1 protein-coding gene is annotated in these 21,868 nt (G+C 40.2%); it reads left to right on the top strand.

What is annotated here, in order from left to right:
* Positions 1-140: 140 nt before the first annotated feature.
* Complete coding sequence (locus SP4011_RS10860; protein WP_338619318.1) at positions 141-21,854, top strand: YSIRK-type signal peptide-containing protein; 21,714 nt, start codon at positions 141-143, stop codon at positions 21,852-21,854.
* The last annotated feature ends 14 nt before the right edge of the window (positions 21,855-21,868 follow it).

Genomic DNA, 21,868 nt, shown 5'->3' with positions numbered 1-21,868 from the left:
AATACTGTCTCAAAACTTGTCTTTTGACAAGCCTGGGAACAAAAAGAAAAAAACATATCCTTTCCTTAAATACTAAAATATTTAAGGGGGGGGTATTTTTTAGTACCTCCAGAAAGGAAAAAACGAGAGGTAATTCAATCATGAAAAAATCATATCGTGATGATAACGGGGAAAAGGTCTTCCGTTATTCCATTCGTAAGTACCACTTTGGTGCTGCCAGTGTTGCGGTAGCGGCTCTGATGTTTTTTGCCAACGGAGCTGTGGCAGCGAGTGAGACAATTACTCCAGTTACGGCAAGTGATGTCGTTACGGCAGGTTCTGATGGCAATGCAGATGGGGTTCCAGGAACCTCGGATGAGGAAGACTCCAAGCAAGCTCTGACTGACCAGCCAGCTGAACTTAAACCAGCTGATGAGCTAAAAGCACAAGAGGCGCCGGCTGAAGAAGCTGAACAAGGGAAAGCTGTGTCTAAGCCTGCTGAGGTAGACTCTAACTCTAGCCAGCCAGAGTCTGCTCAAGAGAAGCCTCAAGCAGAGGGAGAAAAAGAGCAAGAACAGCCAGCTGCTGTTGCTAATACAGAGGCAGCCAAATCGACTCAAGGGAATCTGCAAGCTTTGTTGGCAAACCTAACCCTAGACTCTATGAAGGCTCTCCACGATGAAGTGGAAGCGGGTCTAGCAGCAGCTAATGCAGTTTTGAGCGACCCTAAAGCGACACAAGCGCAAGTTGACGAGCAAACAAGGGCTATGGAAGCCCTAATCAGCCGTGTCAACCAAGCCTTGACGCCTGCCCTAGAAAATCCAACAATCTTGGAAAAAGCAGGTCTAGCATCTACAGACCTCACATCTACAGGTATAACTTCTACCGGACTCGCTACTCCAGACGGAGCTGTGACCGAGCAACCAACCGGAGGGAAGCGTCGTAGAGGAGGAGGCTTGAGCGCGACAGCACCAGCTGCAACCCAAGACGCTTCATCTGCTGGAGGGAACGCAACTACTCCTGGAGCTAGCTCTAGCTCTCAAGCTACTCCACAGGCACTCCCAACCTACACCAACACAGAAGGTAAAAATGGTGTTTATGACCTAAAAAAAGAGTTAGAGTTTATCACTAATCAACTCCGAGCTAACAATGCGTCGGAAGATAAAATCCAAGCAGCCAAGGCAGCCGTTGATAAGTTCAATGAAGCCTTCTCTAAAGGAGACACTATCAGTCAATCAGATTTTGATGCGGCCTTAGCAGATCTGAAAAAATCACGTGAACTTATCGAAGGAGTTCTTGCTGAAAAAGAGGCTAATGGAGCGGTTGTTTCAAATCCCCTTGAACCACGGGTTTCTAAGAGGAATGAGTCTGGTTATTCACTTGATGATGATGAAGATGACATCGAACATGAGCAATCTTCAGATACAGAACCAACAACCATCCAACCACGTTCGAACAGGACAGCTCGCTCGGTAGATAGTGTTGGAATATATAATAATAAATTTAGGTACTACTTTGATAGAGGGCAAGACCCTGCAAGCCCATATAGCCGATACACTTATGCATTCTTTAATGAACGCGCTATCAGAGGTGGTGGAAATCCAGATAAAATTAATAGACTACAAGGGTATTTGAAAGAAACGGTAACCGCAACAAACAATGGGTTTAGATGGAATATTGAGATTAACCCTGGAAGAAATGATTTAGATGGGGTTAGTTTCATGTTTACGGTACCTAATGGTCAAAACATTAAACAAGATACAGTAACAGTAACTAAAACCGATAATGCTGGAACAACTTCGAATTCAACCCAGGGTAGAGGAAATAATCAAGATATGATTACTGGATCATTAAGTGCTGCTGGAGCTAAAGATGTAGTGAAGGGAACTCCAGGAAATACGAATGCTAGTAGAGTAGGAACTCCAGGAAGTCCTAATTATTATTTAGTAGGAAATGTAGATGACTTTTATAGAAGCGGATTAGCAATCCGAAATGCACAACCAGATGCATTCCACAGTAGAGGGGATAGCGAAACTGTACCAGCTAACTCAGACTTGCAATCAAGAGTAGAAAGAGAGTTAGGAGATCAGAAACTAAAGAAAATTAAAGATTCTAATGGAGTAACTTATTACGGTAGAATAGCAGGGAATACGAGTTATAGAATCAACTTCGAAACGACAGGTAATAACGATTTAAATAAATTAGATTATTTATCTGTGCTAAAAGGTATTAAAAATGCAGAAAAAACTTATTTCGGAAGTATAGTGCATGCTAGAGTTGATAGTGAAAAAGGATTCGCTGATAAAAATATCTATCGTCTTCAAGGTAATGGGTACTATCAAGTTGAACGAAATACGGCATATTATACGTCTAGATTCCCTGTAGAAGGAAGAAAAGTTAATGAGAAAAATGGCAGCACTGCTTATGCTTATGAAAAATATCAAGATGATCCGTTAAATCCAAATGTTAAAGGAGTTTTGACGGAAGGGGGCATCAATGGTTCTGACCATGCTTTCGATATAGATGGTCAATCTTATGGGGACTATTATAACGAAGGGGATCAGAAGTTAGATAAAGAAACAACTAAACAGGAAGCACAGCAAAATGGACAAAGCATTAGATGGTACAAAGGGGATAGTGAACTTACTAGAGAAGAAGTAACTTTAGATGCTATATCTACAGCAGGGGTTCATACTTATAAGTATAAAGTTTCGTATAATGATAATTCTTCTAATGAAGGAGAAATCCATTTTGTAACAAAACCTAAAAAACCTGAAATAACAACAGACATAGAATCAAAACTAGGACAAACACTTAATGTTACAGCGAGAAATATCGAACCAAATAGCGAGGTAGAATTATATAAAAAAGGAATAAATAATCAAGCTGATTCACTTGTATCTAGAGTTACAGCTGGTAGTCAAGGAAATGAAGTTACGTTTACAAACGTTAAGCTTCAAGCCGGGACTTATTATGTGAAACAAAAAGTGGCAGGAAGCTGGTTAGACCGTTCAAATAGAAATGTTGAAGGAGTTTATTCTGATCCTTCTTCTGATAAAAAAGTAGATGGACTAAGAGTGGGAACTACTGGCTATATCACTACTTCTGATAGAATCGATAGAAAACCAATAACTGAATTTTCAGAAAAAGACAATCCAAGAACCGACGTTTTAAAACACGCATTTATAGCTGAGTCTCCAGATGGAATTAGAACTGTAACAGTGGACAATCCAGACAACTTACCTGGATTCAGGACAAGCCAACCGCCTAGCGCGTCTAGTAGCACAAGAAAAGGGATAAATGTAGATGTGCCGGCGGCAAATCTTCAAGGTTCTTATAGACTTGTATTTAAAGCAGTATCTAATAGTGGAGTAGAGAAAACATTTACCACGCGTATTAATTATCCGCCAGCGGCCCCATCTTTTGAAACAACCTCACAAGACTTGGAAAGAAAAGCTCAAGAGAATCTAAAAACAGTCAAACCGCCTATTATTATAACAGTAAAAGATGTGGGTGTTAGTAATGGTAAAGTGCAGCAGGGCAAACAATGGAGAGTCTTTTTAGTTAGAGGTGGACGTAATAATGAGAATGCTGTTGTTCCTAAAGCAGAAGGTTATGAAATTATAGCAGAAACAATACCGAGAGATGGGGATCATAAAGCTATATTCGATCCTACTACCTATAAGGATAAGGTGGATAAATTAGGAACTCAACCAATTAGAGCTATTGTTGCGTTGGTAGATAAAACAACAGGAAGAATAGATGAAAACCTAGTTTCTACTTTGAGTACTGATGAAATACACGCAACTAATCCAATAACACAATACCCAATAAAAGCGGAAGTAAGTCAAGATCCAGATACTTTAGAGGTTACTGCCAAAGTTGGACAAGGTACGGCTAATAGGGCGATAGTTACTTATTTCCCTCCGAATGTCTTTGGTGCTCAGGAAACATTCACTAAAGTAGGAAATTCATGGGTCAAAGCTTCACAAAACAATAACAATATAACTATTTCGACTAACTCAGATGGAACAGGGACAATCCATATTCCATACGGGACGAGTAGAGAGGGCTATCCAGTTGGAGTTAGTCAACGTGAAGAAGGACAAAGTTTAGACTCAACAAATACTAACGTAATAGTAAAAGGAGATAAAACAGCACCGAAGGTGAGTTTAGGTGACACTGTTCTTCCAACTACTGCAAATGATGCTACAACTCCGATATACAAGGTTGTACAAGGAAGTGCATTTGCACCGAAACTGAAGGTTTGGGATAATATAGGTGGTGTCAAGGAGTTGGATATAACAGATATCCCTGCTGGAATTACTAAACAGAATTTTGGAGATCAGTTCCAAAGTCAAACAAATGCCAAAGAAAATAGTAAATATAGTGGTTCGACATTTAGTGGGAATGTTGCAGATACGCAAGAGGTAGGACAACATACAGCTCAAATTACCGTAAAAGATGCATCAAATAATACAGCTACTTACTACTTGCGTTATGAAGTTCTTCCAAAAGTAGAAGCTAAGCAAACTAAGTTTCCTCAAGTTAAAGGTAAAACATTACAAGATGGAGGAAATCCAGAAACTTATATTCAATTTAAAAATAATAATCAAAATGTTACGAAACCATCAGCAGCAGATGTAACTTGGGAAAGCCAACCAAATACAGCAACTGAAGGTCTTGATAAAACAGGAGTAGTGAAAGTTACCTACCATGTAACAGATGGAAACGGAGCAGCCAAAGATGAAGTTAAAAATGTAACAATCAGTACACCGGTCTATCACGCAACTGTGAACGGGAATGGTATTTATGAAACAACAGTAGGTACCAACTTCTCAGCTTCTACCAGTGCAACTGGGGGATATTTAAGATCTAACTTTAACACTAATGTTAAATATTATTGGAAATCGAATACAGAAAATGGATATACTGCCGGATATGGAGGAGATACACGTAATCAAACAGCAAATTATCTAGGGAAACGTCAGGATACAATTCGAGTTTTCTATCCAAATTCTCAAGATGCCCAGGATTATCAAGATAAACGTTCAGAAGACCATGTAATTACGTTTGTGTCTAAACCTAAAGTACCATCTGTTGATGTTGCATCTCTAGCTGGAAAAGCGAATAAGAGAAATCAAACAGTGACAGTTAATAATGTTACGCCAGGAACAACAGTTAAATTATACAATGGTGATGCTGAGATTGGTTCAGTAAATGTAGCGAAAGATGATAACGAGTCTTATACAGCTGTTAAAAATAATGTTACGGTAACAGTAAACGGCACATTACCACTTTCTGGAAATATTCGTGCAAAAACGATTTATATGCCAAACGATGCAAATCAAAAAGTAGAATCTGATTTTAGCGCTAGTGTACAAAGTACAACAGAAGCTCCACAAACACCGGAAATTTCTCAAAATTCAGAAGATTTAGTAGTGAAAGCGAAAGTAGGTCAAGGCGGGGCTACAAAAGTGACACTTACTTATGTTAATGCAAATGGAGTTACTAAAACAGTAGGATTTACGAAAAACAATGGAAACTGGGATAAAGATAATGCGAATGCTGATGCTACAGTATCAATTACAAATGAGACTGATGGTCTAGGTGAAATTCAACTTCAACAAGATACAGCACAAGCAGGTTCTGAAGTAACTGTTAAACAAAAAACAGATACATCAGAATTTAGTACTCCAGCTACTACTAAAGCTTTAGGAAGATTAACAGGGTTAACAAATACAGCTCAAGCTGATGGTTCTGTGGAAATCCGTGTTCCCGAAGATGCTACGCGTATGAGTTTAACTTATACACCTACAGGGCGTACTACGTCAACAACATTAGAATACACGAAAAACGGTAGAACATGGACATCTCATAATGGAATAAATACTTATTCTGATCAGCATAGAATATCCATTCCAAAAGGTGCTGTAGAGGATGGTACTCCAGTTTCGGTTATTGCATCAAACGATAATAAAATAACTACTACTGAAAAAAGTAAAGCGAAGTTTGAACAACCTAGTGCAACAACTAGTACTACACGTCAAAGCGGAGATGTAGAAGTTACATTACCGACAGACGCAGAAGAAGTTACATTAAACTATAAAAATAACAATAATGTAATGTCTACAGTAACGGTATCTAAACAACAAGGTAATACTTGGACAACAAGAGACTTACCGGATGGAGTAAGTTTTAGGGATGGTAAGCTTACGTTTGATTACAGAAAAGTGAATAGAGACACTCCTATTACAACATCTGCTACTAGAGGAACAGGAGAGGTGAAGTCACAAGCGAGAACGGCTACATTCCCTATACCAGAGCATGTAGCTCCGAGAACGACGAATGTTGTTATTTCAGCTAACGGAACACCAACTAATGAACAATTATTTGAAGGTGTAGAAGCTAATAATAAACGAACAGTTGTTGCTAAGGAACAACAAACCGCTGTTGCGGCTGGAACTAAAAAGGTGGTTAAAACTACATTAACTTATCAAGACAATTCAACAGAAGAAGTTGATGTAACGGTAATTTCACGACCACTAGCTCCGAGTGTTGATAATTTAGAAACTCGTTCTTCAGTTTCTGGACTTCTATCAACTGCTCGTACTATTTCAGGTCAAGCTATGGCAGGAGCCGAAAAAGTAAAATTAACTTTACAAGATGGTAACGAGAAAGAAATTAATGTTTCTAGAGATGGTAGCTGGAATTACACATTAACACCAACTGAATTGCTTACACAAACAGCCTCTAGATTTAATGCGAAATACAGTGATAGACAAATTAGTGTTGTACAAGTTAAAAATGGTGTAGATTCAGAACCAATTAGAGTTGGTGTTCTAATGGGTAGAGCTACTGTAGATACCCCACTTCAAGCTGGTCGAACTATAACTGTACACATACCACATGATACAACTGGTGGATATATCCGTATAGGTGGTTCAGTAAACAATGGTGGAGTAGACATCGGCTTGAAGAAAGTGGGAGATAATTGGACTTTAGCAACAGACACAGCTACGACTAATAAACTTGAATTAACAGCAGAAGTAGAGCCAGATAATCAAGCTATGACTAAAGTTACACTAAAAGTTAGAGATAATAGTGTATATAATTCACCGTTTACAATCGGTTCAGAGCGAGGGGCTGTAAAATTCAGAGCACACTTATATAATGGAGGAGCGATTAATCAACCAATTGATGTCAATCGTCAGGCTGAATTAAATTGGATTCTTTCAGAAACTCCTACAAATACAAGACCGACAGTCAAACTAACTAAAGAAGTTGGAACGGATACACCTAAACTTAAGGATAATCATGTATTTGCCGCACCAACTGTTGATGAACTTAAAGGATATTTTGAGGGAAGCGACGTTGAGGATGATAATGGTTTAACAGTAGGTTATGCTGCTTCAAACGTAGGAAAATTACGAGTTCGTGTATTTAGAGATAGAGATATGTCTGTTAATAGACCAGGTACATCAGTATCTGCTGTGAACAACAGAATACCAGCTGGAAATTATACACTTGTATTATCTACAATTGATGCTGCAGGTGAAGAGTCTAATGTTATTGAGAAGAACATTGTTGTTAAAACTATGGCAGACTTCTACAGAGATTCGCTAAAATATCCAACAGAAACAGAAAAAGCGACTTTTGGTAATGATGATCTTGAAGGTAATAATTTCAAACAAGAAGCAAAAACACGTTTTGCAGATAAAGTTCGAGAAGCAAACCAAGGAAATGATAAACTTCCTGCAAATGTGACTTACACAGCAGGAAGAGACAACGATAAAGATAGAACAGTTGTCGCTAACTTCCCGGATGGTTCTACTATTGATATTTCTCATTCATTAGTGGCGAAACCAACAAAGCCTACATTTAATTCAACTGAAGGACAAGGAGCAGATGCCAAATTAAGTGATACGGATCGTGTAATTAGTGGAACAGCGCTTCTAAGTGCAACGAAGGTAACTATTCATTTCCAAGATGGTCGTGGTGAAAGAGGAAGTCAAGATGTGACACCAATTAATGGAAAATGGAGCTATAACTTACCGGCAAATCGTTATCTTCGCCAGACTGATGACACATCAGTTATAGGATCATCATCAGTTCCATTATCAGTAACACAGACAGTCTTTGATGCTGTTAGTGATAAAGAAAATATCTATGTAGCAAAACATAGAAACTTCGAAGGTAGAACAATCACGCAACCAAAAGGAAGTGCAGAATTAAAAGCTTTAAAACAAGATGCCAAAAAAGGTATTAAGTACACTGAGAAAAATATAGAAAAAGAATTCCCAAGTGATTTTAAGGCAACATGGGAACGAACTCCGGATATCGATACAGTAGGTAAAAAGATATACAAAGTTCAAGTAACAGAAAAAGAACAATTGGATACAAGTAGACCTGGTGAGTATAATGTAACAATTATAGTAACAAATCCAAAACCTGTAGAGTTAACTTATGAGAATAAGGACAACGGAACAACTCGCATTAAGTTACCGACAGATGCGGATAAAGTAAGGTTAACAATTCCAAAAGGAAATAGAATTGAAGAATATACTCTTACTTCAGAAAATAATTGGGCGCTACCATCTAACTCTGGAATAACAAGAGAAGGAGATTACTTAGTCCTAAACTCTAACTCTGTTGACGGAAGTCGTCAAGTAACAGCAATAGCTACTAAAGGAGAAGGAGAACTTAAGAGTCAAGAGACACCAACGTCTATCTCAATTCCTACACATGACTTTGAAGTGACGAAAATCACGAAAAAACCTGGAGAATCAACGACAGACGAAGAATTACTTGCAGCGGTAGATGTAGTTAATAAACAATCAGCTGCACTAAAAGAAGGAACAAAATATCCAACAACTGTAGGAAATTATAATCTTGAAGTTGTGGTAACCTATACAGATAGAAGTACTGAGATAATTAGAGTACCTTATGAAGTAACGGCAGTTGACAATTCAGGATTAACAACAGCTAAGAATGGATTAGATACAGAGCGTAATAAGGCTGTAGATACAACAGGTAAGACACCAGAGTCAGTATCAGCGTACAATGATGCAAAACAAAAAGCAAAAGAAGCATCAGAAGCAGCGCAAACAGTGTTAGACAATCAAAATGCAACAGCACAAGACATCCAAGCAGAAATTACGAAAGTAAATAAAGCGAAAGAGAAGTTAGCAGAAGCAGAAGCAGGATTAACAACAGCAGCAACAGCGCAAGCAAAACAAGAGTTAACAACTGCAAAAGAAGGATTGGACGCGCCAGTATCAACAGACGGAATGACACCAGCAAGTGTAGAAAAATACAATGCAGCAAAAGCAGAAGCTCAACAAGCAGTAACTGAAGCTAAGGAAGCAGCGCAAAATGCATTAAACAAAGGTGAGAACGCGACAGAAGCAGAAGTAGCAGATGCGAAAGCGAAAGTAGAAGCAGCACAAGCGAAATTAGAAGCAGCTAAGAATCTGTTAGAAGCGAAGTCAGATAATTCAGGATTAAGAGAAGCTAAGAATGGATTAGATACAGAGCGTAATAAGGCTGTAGATACAACAGGTAAGACACCAGAGTCAGTATCAGCGTACAATGATGCAAAACAAAAAGCAAAAGAAGCATCAGAAGCAGCGCAAACAGTGTTAGACAATCAAAATGCAACAGCACAAGACATCCAAGCAGAAATTACGAAAGTAAATAAAGCGAAAGAGAAGTTAGCAGAAGCAGAAGCAGGATTAACAACAGCAGCAACAGCGCAAGCAAAACAAGAGTTAACAACTGCAAAAGAAGGATTGGACGCGCCAGTATCAACAGACGGAATGACACCAGCAAGTGTAGAAAAATACAATGCAGCAAAAGCAGAAGCTCAACAAGCAGTAACTGAAGCTAAGGAAGCAGCGCAAAATGCATTAAACAAAGGTGAGAACGCGACAGAAGCAGAAGTAGCAGATGCGAAAGCGAAAGTAGAAGCAGCACAAGCGAAATTAGAAGCAGCTAAGAATCTGTTAGAAGCGAAGTCAGATAATTCAGGATTAAGAGAAGCTAAGAATGGATTAGATACAGAGCGTAATAAGGCTGTAGATACAACAGGTAAGACACCAGAGTCAGTATCAGCGTACAATGATGCAAAACAAAAAGCAAAAGAAGCATCAGAAGCAGCGCAAACAGTGTTAGACAATCAAAATGCAACAGCACAAGACATCCAAGCAGAAATTACGAAAGTAAATAAAGCGAAAGAGAAGTTAGCAGAAGCAGAAGCAGGATTAACAACAGCAGCAACAGCGCAAGCAAAACAAGAGTTAACAACTGCAAAAGAAGGATTGGACGCGCCAGTATCAACAGACGGAATGACACCAGCAAGTGTAGAAAAATACAATGCAGCAAAAGCAGAAGCTCAACAAGCAGTAACTGAAGCTAAGGAAGCAGCGCAAAATGCATTAAACAAAGGTGAGAACGCGACAGAAGCAGAAGTAGCAGATGCGAAAGCGAAAGTAGAAGCAGCACAAGCGAAATTAGAAGCAGCTAAGAATCTGTTAGAAGCGAAGTCAGATAATTCAGGATTAAGAGAAGCTAAGAATGGATTAGATACAGAGCGTAATAAGGCTGTAGATACAACAGGTAAGACACCAGAGTCAGTATCAGCGTACAATGATGCAAAACAAAAAGCAAAAGAAGCATCAGAAGCAGCGCAAACAGTGTTAGACAATCAAAATGCAACAGCACAAGACATCCAAGCAGAAATTACGAAAGTAAATAAAGCGAAAGAGAAGTTAGCAGAAGCAGAAGCAGGATTAACAACAGCAGCAACAGCGCAAGCAAAACAAGAGTTAACAACTGCAAAAGAAGGATTGGACGCGCCAGTATCAACAGACGGAATGACACCAGCAAGTGTAGAAAAATACAATGCAGCAAAAGCAGAAGCTCAACAAGCAGTAACTGAAGCTAAGGAAGCAGCGCAAAATGCATTAAACAAAGGTGAGAACGCGACAGAAGCAGAAGTAGCAGATGCGAAAGCGAAAGTAGAAGCAGCACAAGCGAAATTAGAAGCAGCTAAGAATCTGTTAGAAGCGAAGTCAGATAATTCAGGATTAAGAGAAGCTAAGAATGGATTAGATACAGAGCGTAATAAGGCTGTAGATACAACAGGTAAGACACCAGAGTCAGTATCAGCGTACAATGATGCAAAACAAAAAGCAAAAGAAGCATCAGAAGCAGCGCAAACAGTGTTAGACAATCAAAATGCAACAGCACAAGACATCCAAGCAGAAATTACGAAAGTAAATAAAGCGAAAGAGAAGTTAGCAGAAGCAGAAGCAGGATTAACAACAGCAGCAACAGCGCAAGCAAAACAAGAGTTAACAACTGCAAAAGAAGGATTGGACGCGCCAGTATCAACAGACGGAATGACACCAGCAAGTGTAGAAAAATACAATGCAGCAAAAGCAGAAGCTCAACAAGCAGTAACTGAAGCTAAGGAAGCAGCGCAAAATGCATTAAACAAAGGTGAGAACGCGACAGAAGCAGAAGTAGCAGATGCGAAAGCGAAAGTAGAAGCAGCACAAGCGAAATTAGAAGCAGCTAAGAATCTGTTAGAAGCGAAGTCAGATAATTCAGGATTAAGAGAAGCTAAGAATGGATTAGATACAGAGCGTAATAAGGCTGTAGATACAACAGGTAAGACACCAGAGTCAGTATCAGCGTACAATGATGCAAAACAAAAAGCAAAAGAAGCATCAGAAGCAGCGCAAACAGTGTTAGACAATCAAAATGCAACAGCACAAGACATCCAAGCAGAAATTACGAAAGTAAATAAAGCGAAAGAGAAGTTAGCAGAAGCAGAAGCAGGATTAACAACAGCAGCAACAGCGCAAGCAAAACAAGAGTTAACAACTGCAAAAGAAGGATTGGACGCGCCAGTATCAACAGACGGAATGACACCAGCAAGTGTAGAAAAATACAATGCAGCAAAAGCAGAAGCTCAACAAGCAGTAACTGAAGCTAAGGAAGCAGCGCAAAATGCATTAAACAAAGGTGAGAACGCGACAGAAGCAGAAGTAGCAGATGCGAAAGCGAAAGTAGAAGCAGCACAAGCGAAATTAGAAGCAGCTAAGAATCTGTTAGAAGCGAAGTCAGATAATTCAGGATTAAGAGAAGCTAAGAATGGATTAGATACAGAGCGTAATAAGGCTGTAGATACAACAGGTAAGACACCAGAGTCAGTATCAGCGTACAATGATGCAAAACAAAAAGCAAAAGAAGCATCAGAAGCAGCGCAAACAGTGTTAGACAATCAAAATGCAACAGCACAAGACATCCAAGCAGAAATTACGAAAGTAAATAAAGCGAAAGAGAAGTTAGCAGAAGCAGAAGCAGGATTAACAACAGCAGCAACAGCGCAAGCAAAACAAGAGTTAACAACTGCAAAAGAAGGATTGGACGCGCCAGTATCAACAGACGGAATGACACCAGCAAGTGTAGAAAAATACAATGCAGCAAAAGCAGAAGCTCAACAAGCAGTAACTGAAGCTAAGGAAGCAGCGCAAAATGCATTAAACAAAGGTGAGAACGCGACAGAAGCAGAAGTAGCAGATGCGAAAGCGAAAGTAGAAGCAGCACAAGCGAAATTAGAAGCAGCTAAGAATCTGTTAGAAGCGAAGTCAGATAATTCAGGATTAAGAGAAGCTAAGAATGGATTAGATACAGAGCGTAATAAGGCTGTAGATACAACAGGTAAGACACCAGAGTCAGTATCAGCGTACAATGATGCAAAACAAAAAGCAAAAGAAGCATCAGAAGCAGCGCAAACAGTGTTAGACAATCAAAATGCAACAGCACAAGACATCCAAGCAGAAATTACGAAAGTAAATAAAGCGAAAGAGAAGTTAGCAGAAGCAGAAGCAGGATTAACAACAGCAGCAACAGCGCAAGCAAAACAAGAGTTAACAACTGCAAAAGAAGGATTGGACGCGCCAGTATCAACAGACGGAATGACACCAGCAAGTGTAGAAAAATACAATGCAGCAAAAGCAGAAGCTCAACAAGCAGTAACTGAAGCTAAGGAAGCAGCGCAAAATGCATTAAACAAAGGTGAGAACGCGACAGAAGCAGAAGTAGCAGATGCGAAAGCGAAAGTAGAAGCAGCACAAGCGAAATTAGAAGCAGCTAAGAATCTGTTAGAAGCGAAGTCAGATAATTCAGGATTAAGAGAAGCTAAGAATGGATTAGATACAGAGCGTAATAAGGCTGTAGATACAACAGGTAAGACACCAGAGTCAGTATCAGCGTACAATGATGCAAAACAAAAAGCAAAAGAAGCATCAGAAGCAGCGCAAACAGTGTTAGACAATCAAAATGCAACAGCACAAGACATCCAAGCAGAAATTACGAAAGTAAATAAAGCGAAAGAGAAGTTAGCAGAAGCAGAAGCAGGATTAACAACAGCAGCAACAGCGCAAGCAAAACAAGAGTTAACAACTGCAAAAGAAGGATTGGACGCGCCAGTATCAACAGACGGAATGACACCAGCAAGTGTAGAAAAATACAATGCAGCAAAAGCAGAAGCTCAACAAGCAGTAACTGAAGCTAAGGAAGCAGCGCAAAATGCATTAAACAAAGGTGAGAACGCGACAGAAGCAGAAGTAGCAGATGCGAAAGCGAAAGTAGAAGCAGCACAAGCGAAATTAGAAGCAGCTAAGAATCTGTTAGAAGCGAAGTCAGATAATTCAGGATTAAGAGAAGCTAAGAATGGATTAGATACAGAGCGTAATAAGGCTGTAGATACAACAGGTAAGACACCAGAGTCAGTATCAGCGTACAATGATGCAAAACAAAAAGCAAAAGAAGCATCAGAAGCAGCGCAAACAGTGTTAGACAATCAAAATGCAACAGCACAAGACATCCAAGCAGAAATTACGAAAGTAAATAAAGCGAAAGAGAAGTTAGCAGAAGCAGAAGCAGGATTAACAACAGCAGCAACAGCGCAAGCAAAACAAGAGTTAACAACTGCAAAAGAAGGATTGGACGCGCCAGTATCAACAGACGGAATGACACCAGCAAGTGTAGAAAAATACAATGCAGCAAAAGCAGAAGCTCAACAAGCAGTAACTGAAGCTAAGGAAGCAGCGCAAAATGCATTAAACAAAGGTGAGAACGCGACAGAAGCAGAAGTAGCAGATGCGAAAGCGAAAGTAGAAGCAGCACAAGCGAAATTAGAAGCAGCTAAGAATCTGTTAGAAGCGAAGTCAGATAATTCAGGATTAAGAGAAGCTAAGAATGGATTAGATACAGAGCGTAATAAGGCTGTAGATACAACAGGTAAGACACCAGAGTCAGTATCAGCGTACAATGATGCAAAACAAAAAGCAAAAGAAGCATCAGAAGCAGCGCAAACAGTGTTAGACAATCAAAATGCAACAGCACAAGACATCCAAGCAGAAATTACGAAAGTAAATAAAGCGAAAGAGAAGTTAGCAGAAGCAGAAGCAGGATTAACAACAGCAGCAACAGCGCAAGCAAAACAAGAGTTAACAACTGCAAAAGAAGGATTGGACGCGCCAGTATCAACAGACGGAATGACACCAGCAAGTGTAGAAAAATACAATGCAGCAAAAGCAGAAGCTCAACAAGCAGTAACTGAAGCTAAGGAAGCAGCGCAAAATGCATTAAACAAAGGTGAGAACGCGACAGAAGCAGAAGTAGCAGATGCGAAAGCGAAAGTAGAAGCAGCACAAGCGAAATTAGAAGCAGCTAAGAATCTGTTAGAAGCGAAGTCAGATAATTCAGGATTAAGAGAAGCTAAGAATGGATTAGATACAGAGCGTAATAAGGCTGTAGATACAACAGGTAAGACACCAGAGTCAGTATCAGCGTACAATGATGCAAAACAAAAAGCAAAAGAAGCATCAGAAGCAGCGCAAACAGTGTTAGACAATCAAAATGCAACAGCACAAGACATCCAAGCAGAAATTACGAAAGTAAATAAAGCGAAAGAGAAGTTAGCAGAAGCAGAAGCAGGATTAACAACAGCAGCAACAGCGCAAGCAAAACAAGAGTTAACAACTGCAAAAGAAGGATTGGACGCGCCAGTATCAACAGACGGAATGACACCAGCAAGTGTAGAAAAATACAATGCAGCAAAAGCAGAAGCTCAACAAGCAGTAACTGAAGCTAAGGAAGCAGCGCAAAATGCATTAAACAAAGGTGAGAACGCGACAGAAGCAGAAGTAGCAGATGCGAAAGCGAAAGTAGAAGCAGCACAAGCGAAATTAGAAGCAGCTAAGAATCTGTTAGAAGCGAAGTCAGATAATTCAGGATTAAGAGAAGCTAAGAATGGATTAGATACAGAGCGTAATAAGGCTGTAGATACAACAGGTAAGACACCAGAGTCAGTATCAGCGTACAATGATGCAAAACAAAAAGCAAAAGAAGCATCAGAAGCAGCGCAAACAGTGTTAGACAATCAAAATGCAACAGCACAAGACATCCAAGCAGAAATTACGAAAGTAAATAAAGCGAAAGAGAAGTTAGCAGAAGCAGAAGCAGGATTAACAACAGCAGCAACAGCGCAAGCAAAACAAGAGTTAACAACTGCAAAAGAAGGATTGGACGCGCCAGTATCAACAGACGGAATGACACCAGCAAGTGTAGAAAAATACAATGCAGCAAAAGCAGAAGCTCAACAAGCAGTAACTGAAGCTAAGGAAGCAGCGCAAAATGCATTAAACAAAGGTGAGAACGCGACAGAAGCAGAAGTAGCAGATGCGAAAGCGAAAGTAGAAGCAGCACAAGCGAAATTAGAAGCAGCTAAGAATCTGTTAGAAGCGAAGTCAGATAATTCAGGATTAAGAGAAGCTAAGAATGGATTAGATACAGAGCGTAATAAGGCTGTAGATACAACAGGTAAGACACCAGAGTCAGTATCAGCGTACAATGATGCAAAACAAAAAGCAAAAGAAGCATCAGAAGCAGCGCAAACAGTGTTAGACAATCAAAATGCAACAGCACAAGACATCCAAGCAGAAATTACGAAAGTAAATAAAGCGAAAGAGAAGTTAGCAGAAGCAGAAGCAGGATTAACAACAGCAGCAACAGCGCAAGCAAAACAAGAGTTAACAACTGCAAAAGAAGGATTGGACGCGCCAGTATCAACAGACGGAATGACACCAGCAAGTGTAGAAAAATACAATGCAGCAAAAGCAGAAGCTCAACAAGCAGTAACTGAAGCTAAGGAAGCAGCGCAAAATGCATTAAACAAAGGTGAGAACGCGACAGAAGCAGAAGTAGCAGATGCGAAAGCGAAAGTAGAAGCAGCACAAGCGAAATTAGAAGCAGCTAAGAATCTGTTAGAAGCGAAGTCAGATAATTCAGGATTAAGAGAAGCTAAGAATGGATTAGATACAGAGCGTAATAAGGCTGTAGATACAACAGGTAAGACACCAGAGTCAGTATCAGCGTACAATGATGCAAAACAAAAAGCAAAAGAAGCATCAGAAGCAGCGCAAACAGTGTTAGACAATCAAAATGCAACAGCACAAGACATCCAAGCAGAAATTACGAAAGTAAATAAAGCGAAAGAGAAGTTAGCAGAAGCAGAAGCAGGATTAACAACAGCAGCAACAGCGCAAGCAAAACAAGAGTTAACAACTGCAAAAGAAGGATTGGACGCGCCAGTATCAACAGACGGAATGACACCAGCAAGTGTAGAAAAATACAATGCAGCAAAAGCAGAAGCTCAACAAGCAGTAACTGAAGCTAAGGAAGCAGCGCAAAATGCATTAAACAAAGGTGAGAACGCGACAGAAGCAGAAGTAGCAGATGCGAAAGCGAAAGTAGAAGCAGCACAAGCGAAATTAGAAGCAGCTAAGAATCTGTTAGAAGCGAAGTCAGATAATTCAGGATTAAGAGAAGCTAAGAATGGATTAGATACAGAGCGTAATAAGGCTGTAGATACAACAGGTAAGACACCAGAGTCAGTATCAGCGTACAATGATGCAAAACAAAAAGCAAAAGAAGCATCAGAAGCAGCGCAAACAGTGTTAGACAATCAAAATGCAACAGCACAAGACATCCAAGCAGAAATTACGAAAGTAAATAAAGCGAAAGAGAAGTTAGCAGAAGCAGAAGCAGGATTAACAACAGCAGCAACAGCGCAAGCAAAACAAGAGTTAACAACTGCAAAAGAAGGATTGGACGCGCCAGTATCAACAGACGGAATGACACCAGCAAGTGTAGAAAAATACAATGCAGCAAAAGCAGAAGCTCAACAAGCAGTAACTGAAGCTAAGGAAGCAGCGCAAAATGCATTAAACAAAGGTGAGAACGCGACAGAAGCAGAAGTAGCAGATGCGAAAGCGAAAGTAGAAGCAGCACAAGCGAAATTAGAAGCAGCTAAGAATCTGTTAGAAGCGAAGTCAGATAATTCAGGATTAAGAGAAGCTAAGAATGGATTAGATACAGAGCGTAATAAGGCTGTAGATACAACAGGTAAGACACCAGAGTCAGTATCAGCGTACAATGATGCAAAACAAAAAGCAAAAGAAGCATCAGAAGCAGCGCAAACAGTGTTAGACAATCAAAATGCAACAGCACAAGACATCCAAGCAGAAATTACGAAAGTAAATAAAGCGAAAGAGAAGTTAGCAGAAGCAGAAGCAGGATTAACAACAGCAGCAACAGCGCAAGCAAAACAAGAGTTAACAACTGCAAAAGAAGGATTGGACGCGCCAGTATCAACAGACGGAATGACACCAGCAAGTGTAGAAAAATACAATGCAGCAAAAGCAGAAGCTCAACAAGCAGTAACTGAAGCTAAGGAAGCAGCGCAAAATGCATTAAACAAAGGTGAGAACGCGACAGAAGCAGAAGTAGCAGATGCGAAAGCGAAAGTAGAAGCAGCACAAGCGAAATTAGAAGCAGCTAAGAATCTGTTAGAAGCGAAGTCAGATAATTCAGGATTAAGAGAAGCTAAGAATGGATTAGATACAGAGCGTAATAAGGCTGTAGATACAACAGGTAAGACACCAGAGTCAGTATCAGCGTACAATGATGCAAAACAAAAAGCAAAAGAAGCATCAGAAGCAGCGCAAACAGTGTTAGACAATCAAAATGCAACAGCACAAGACATCCAAGCAGAAATTACGAAAGTAAATAAAGCGAAAGAGAAGTTAGCAGAAGCAGAAGCAGGATTAACAACAGCAGCAACAGCGCAAGCAAAACAAGAGTTAACAACTGCAAAAGAAGGATTGGACGCGCCAGTATCAACAGACGGAATGACACCAGCAAGTGTAGAAAAATACAATGCAGCAAAAGCAGAAGCTCAACAAGCAGTAACTGAAGCTAAGGAAGCAGCGCAAAATGCATTAAACAAAGGTGAGAACGCGACAGAAGCAGAAGTAGCAGATGCGAAAGCGAAAGTAGAAGCAGCACAAGCGAAATTAGAAGCAGCTAAGAATCTGTTAGAAGCGAAGTCAGATAATTCAGGATTAAGAGAAGCTAAGAATGGATTAGATACAGAGCGTAATAAGGCTGTAGATACAACAGGTAAGACACCAGAGTCAGTATCAGCGTACAATGATGCAAAACAAAAAGCAAAAGAAGCATCAGAAGCAGCGCAAACAGTGTTAGACAATCAAAATGCAACAGCACAAGACATCCAAGCAGAAATTACGAAAGTAAATAAAGCGAAAGAGAAGTTAGCAGAAGCAGAAGCAGGATTAACAACAGCAGCAACAGCGCAAGCAAAACAAGAGTTAACAACTGCAAAAGAAGGATTGGACGCGCCAGTATCAACAGACGGAATGACACCAGCAAGTGTAGAAAAATACAATGCAGCAAAAGCAGAAGCTCAACAAGCAGTAACTGAAGCTAAGGAAGCAGCGCAAAATGCATTAAACAAAGGTGAGAACGCGACAGAAGCAGAAGTAGCAGATGCGAAAGCGAAAGTAGAAGCAGCACAAGCGAAATTAGAAGCAGCTAAGAATCTGTTAGTAGCAAAAGAAGACAAATCAGGCTTAACAACAGCAAAAGATGAATTAGCAGAAGCGATAGCAGCAAATGCAGACACAGCGAATAAACCACAAAGCAAAGTAGAAGCATACGAAGCAGCTAAGCAAGAAGCAGAGACAGCTAAGCAAAATGCGGAAACAGTAATCGGAAACGACAATGCGACAGCGGATCAAGTAAGAGAAGCACTAAGAAAAGTAGGCGAAGCTAAAACTAAATTAGAAGAAGCAACAACAGCATTGAACAATGCAGCAACAACGCCAGCTAAGGAGAAATTATCAAGAGAAGCAGGTGCATTAAGCAATAGAGCAGATACAACAAACAAAACACCAGACAGTGTTAAAGCGTACAATAATAAAGTAGCTGAAGCGCAAAATGATATAACACAAGCGCAAGCAGCAGCGCAAGCAGTAGCAAATAAAGGTGATGATGCAACAGCAACAGAAGTATCAGATGCACAAGCGAAGGTTACAGAAGCACAACGCAAGTTAGACGAAGCGAAAGCTGAGTTAGTTAATAACGCAAGCCAAGCAGGAGCAGGAAACAACGTAAACAAACCAGCAGATAAAGTATTAGTAGACCCAGCTAAAGGAATAGATGAAGCTACTAAGAAAGCAATCGAAGAAAACGTTAAAGAAGTTAACCCAGGTTCAACAGTAGTAGTAGACGAAAACGGAAACGCTACAGTAACAACTCCAGCAACAGGAGACAAACCAGGAAATACAGCGACAATTCCAGCTAAAGACTTAGTTAAGAATGAAGCAGATGCAAGCCAAGCAGGAGCAGGAAACAACGTAAACAAACCAGCAGATAAAGTATTAGTAGACCCAGCTAAAGGAATAGATGAAGCTACTAAGAAAGCAATCGAAGAAAACGTTAAAGAAGTTAACCCAGGTTCAACAGTAGTAGTAGACGAAAACGGAAACGCTACAGTAACAACTCCAGCAACAGGAGACAAACCAGGAAATACAGCGACAATTCCAGCTAAAGACTTAGTTAAGAATGAAGCAGATGCAAGCCAAGCAGGAGCAGGAAACAACGTAAACAAACCAGCAGATAAAGTATTAGTAGACCCAGCTAAAGGAATAGATGAAGCTACTAAGAAAGCAATCGAAGAAAACGTTAAAGAAGTTAACCCAGGTTCAACAGTAGTAGTAGACGAAAACGGAAACGCTACAGTAACAACTCCAGCAACAGGTGGCAAACCAGCAAACACAGCGACAATTCCAGCTAAAGACTTAGTTAAGAATGAAGCAGATGCAAGCCAAGCAGGAGCAGGAAACAACGTAAACAAACCAGCAGATAAAGTATTAGTAGACCCAGCTAAAGGAATAGATGAAGCTACTAAGAAAGCAATCGAAGAAAACGTTAAAGAAGTTAACCCAGGTTCAACAGTAGTAGTAGACGAAAACGGAAACGCTACAGTAACAACTCCAGCAACAGGTGGCAAACCAGCAAACACAGCGACAATTCCAGCTAAAGACTTAGTTAAGAATGAAGCAGATGCAAGCCAAGCAGGAGCAGGAAACAACGTAAACAAACCAGCAGATAAAGTATTAGTAGACCCAGCTAAAGGAATAGATGAAGCTACTAAGAAAGCAATCGAAGAAAACGTTAAAGAAGTTAACCCAGGTTCAACAGTAGTAGTAGACGAAAACGGAAACGCTACAGTAACAACTCCAGCAACAGGAGACAAACCAGGAAATACAGCGACAATTCCAGCTAAAGACTTAGTTAAGAATGAAGCAGATGCAAGCCAAGCAGGAGCAGGAAACAACGTAAACAAACCAGCAGATAAAGTATTAGTAGACCCAGCTAAAGGAATAGATGAAGCTACTAAGAAAGCAATCGAAGAAAACGTTAAAGAAGTTAACCCAGGTTCAACAGTAGTAGTAGACGAAAACGGAAACGCTACAGTAACAACTCCAGCAACAGGTGGCAAACCAGCAAACACAGCGACAATTCCAGCTAAAGACTTAGTTAAGAATGAACCAACTCCTGTACCAAGTAATGATGGTAACACTAACAATAGTGCTAACACCAACAGCGGTACTAATACCGACGACAGTGCTAACACTAACAACGGCGGTACTACCAACCCTGCTCCTAATAATAGCGACAGTATGACACCAGATAATAGTGGTAACACTCCAGTCCCTGGTGTGACGACAGACGATAGTAGCAACACCACCCCTGCTACTCCATCATCTACTGTTGGACAGGCTCAAGCAAGCACTCCAGCTCAAGAAACTCCAGTTTCTACTTTGACTCCAAACAATTCAGGCAATACAGGTAATACAGTGACTCCTAGTGAGACTCGTCCTGTTGACAAGTCTGAGCTTGCTCGATTGGTTGAAGAACTGGAAACTCGTTTGAAAGACTTGGATGGTATAGATAGTACAACGCTTGAGTCAGCTAAAGCTCTTCTTACAGAGATTAAACAAGCTCTTAATGACGAAAGTTTGACAGGGTTCGATTTGCGTGATATTGTTAGAAGAATGAGAGAGGTAATAGACTCCTTGAAAGGTGTGAAAGGAGACCAGCAAAATCAAGAAAAAGATCAGATGAAATACGATAGTCAGACAACTACTGAATTTTCATATGTAGTAATGCTTGGCAGTCTAATTGCCCTCCTTGGTCTCCTTCTCTTCCTCATCGCTCGTCGTAAGAAAGAGTCAGAACTCAAGAAATTAGTCAAGGAACTAAGCAAGCTTGAAGCAGAATTGGATTCTACAAGTGTAGATGCGAAAGTTCTCGACCAAGCACGAGAAGCACTCGCTCAAGCAGTTGCCTTCCTAGCCAATGAGAAAGAGTCTGACCACACAGAAGATGAGTTGATTGAGAAACTCAAAGCTATTCTTGCTCAGCTAAGATAAGCAAAGTTTAGACG

The organism is Streptococcus parapneumoniae (genome assembly GCF_037076355.1).
Classification (GTDB): domain Bacteria; phylum Bacillota; class Bacilli; order Lactobacillales; family Streptococcaceae; genus Streptococcus; species Streptococcus parapneumoniae.
The sequence above is the reverse complement of the archived record's forward strand: the minus strand, read 5'-3'. Positions and strand labels throughout refer to the sequence as shown.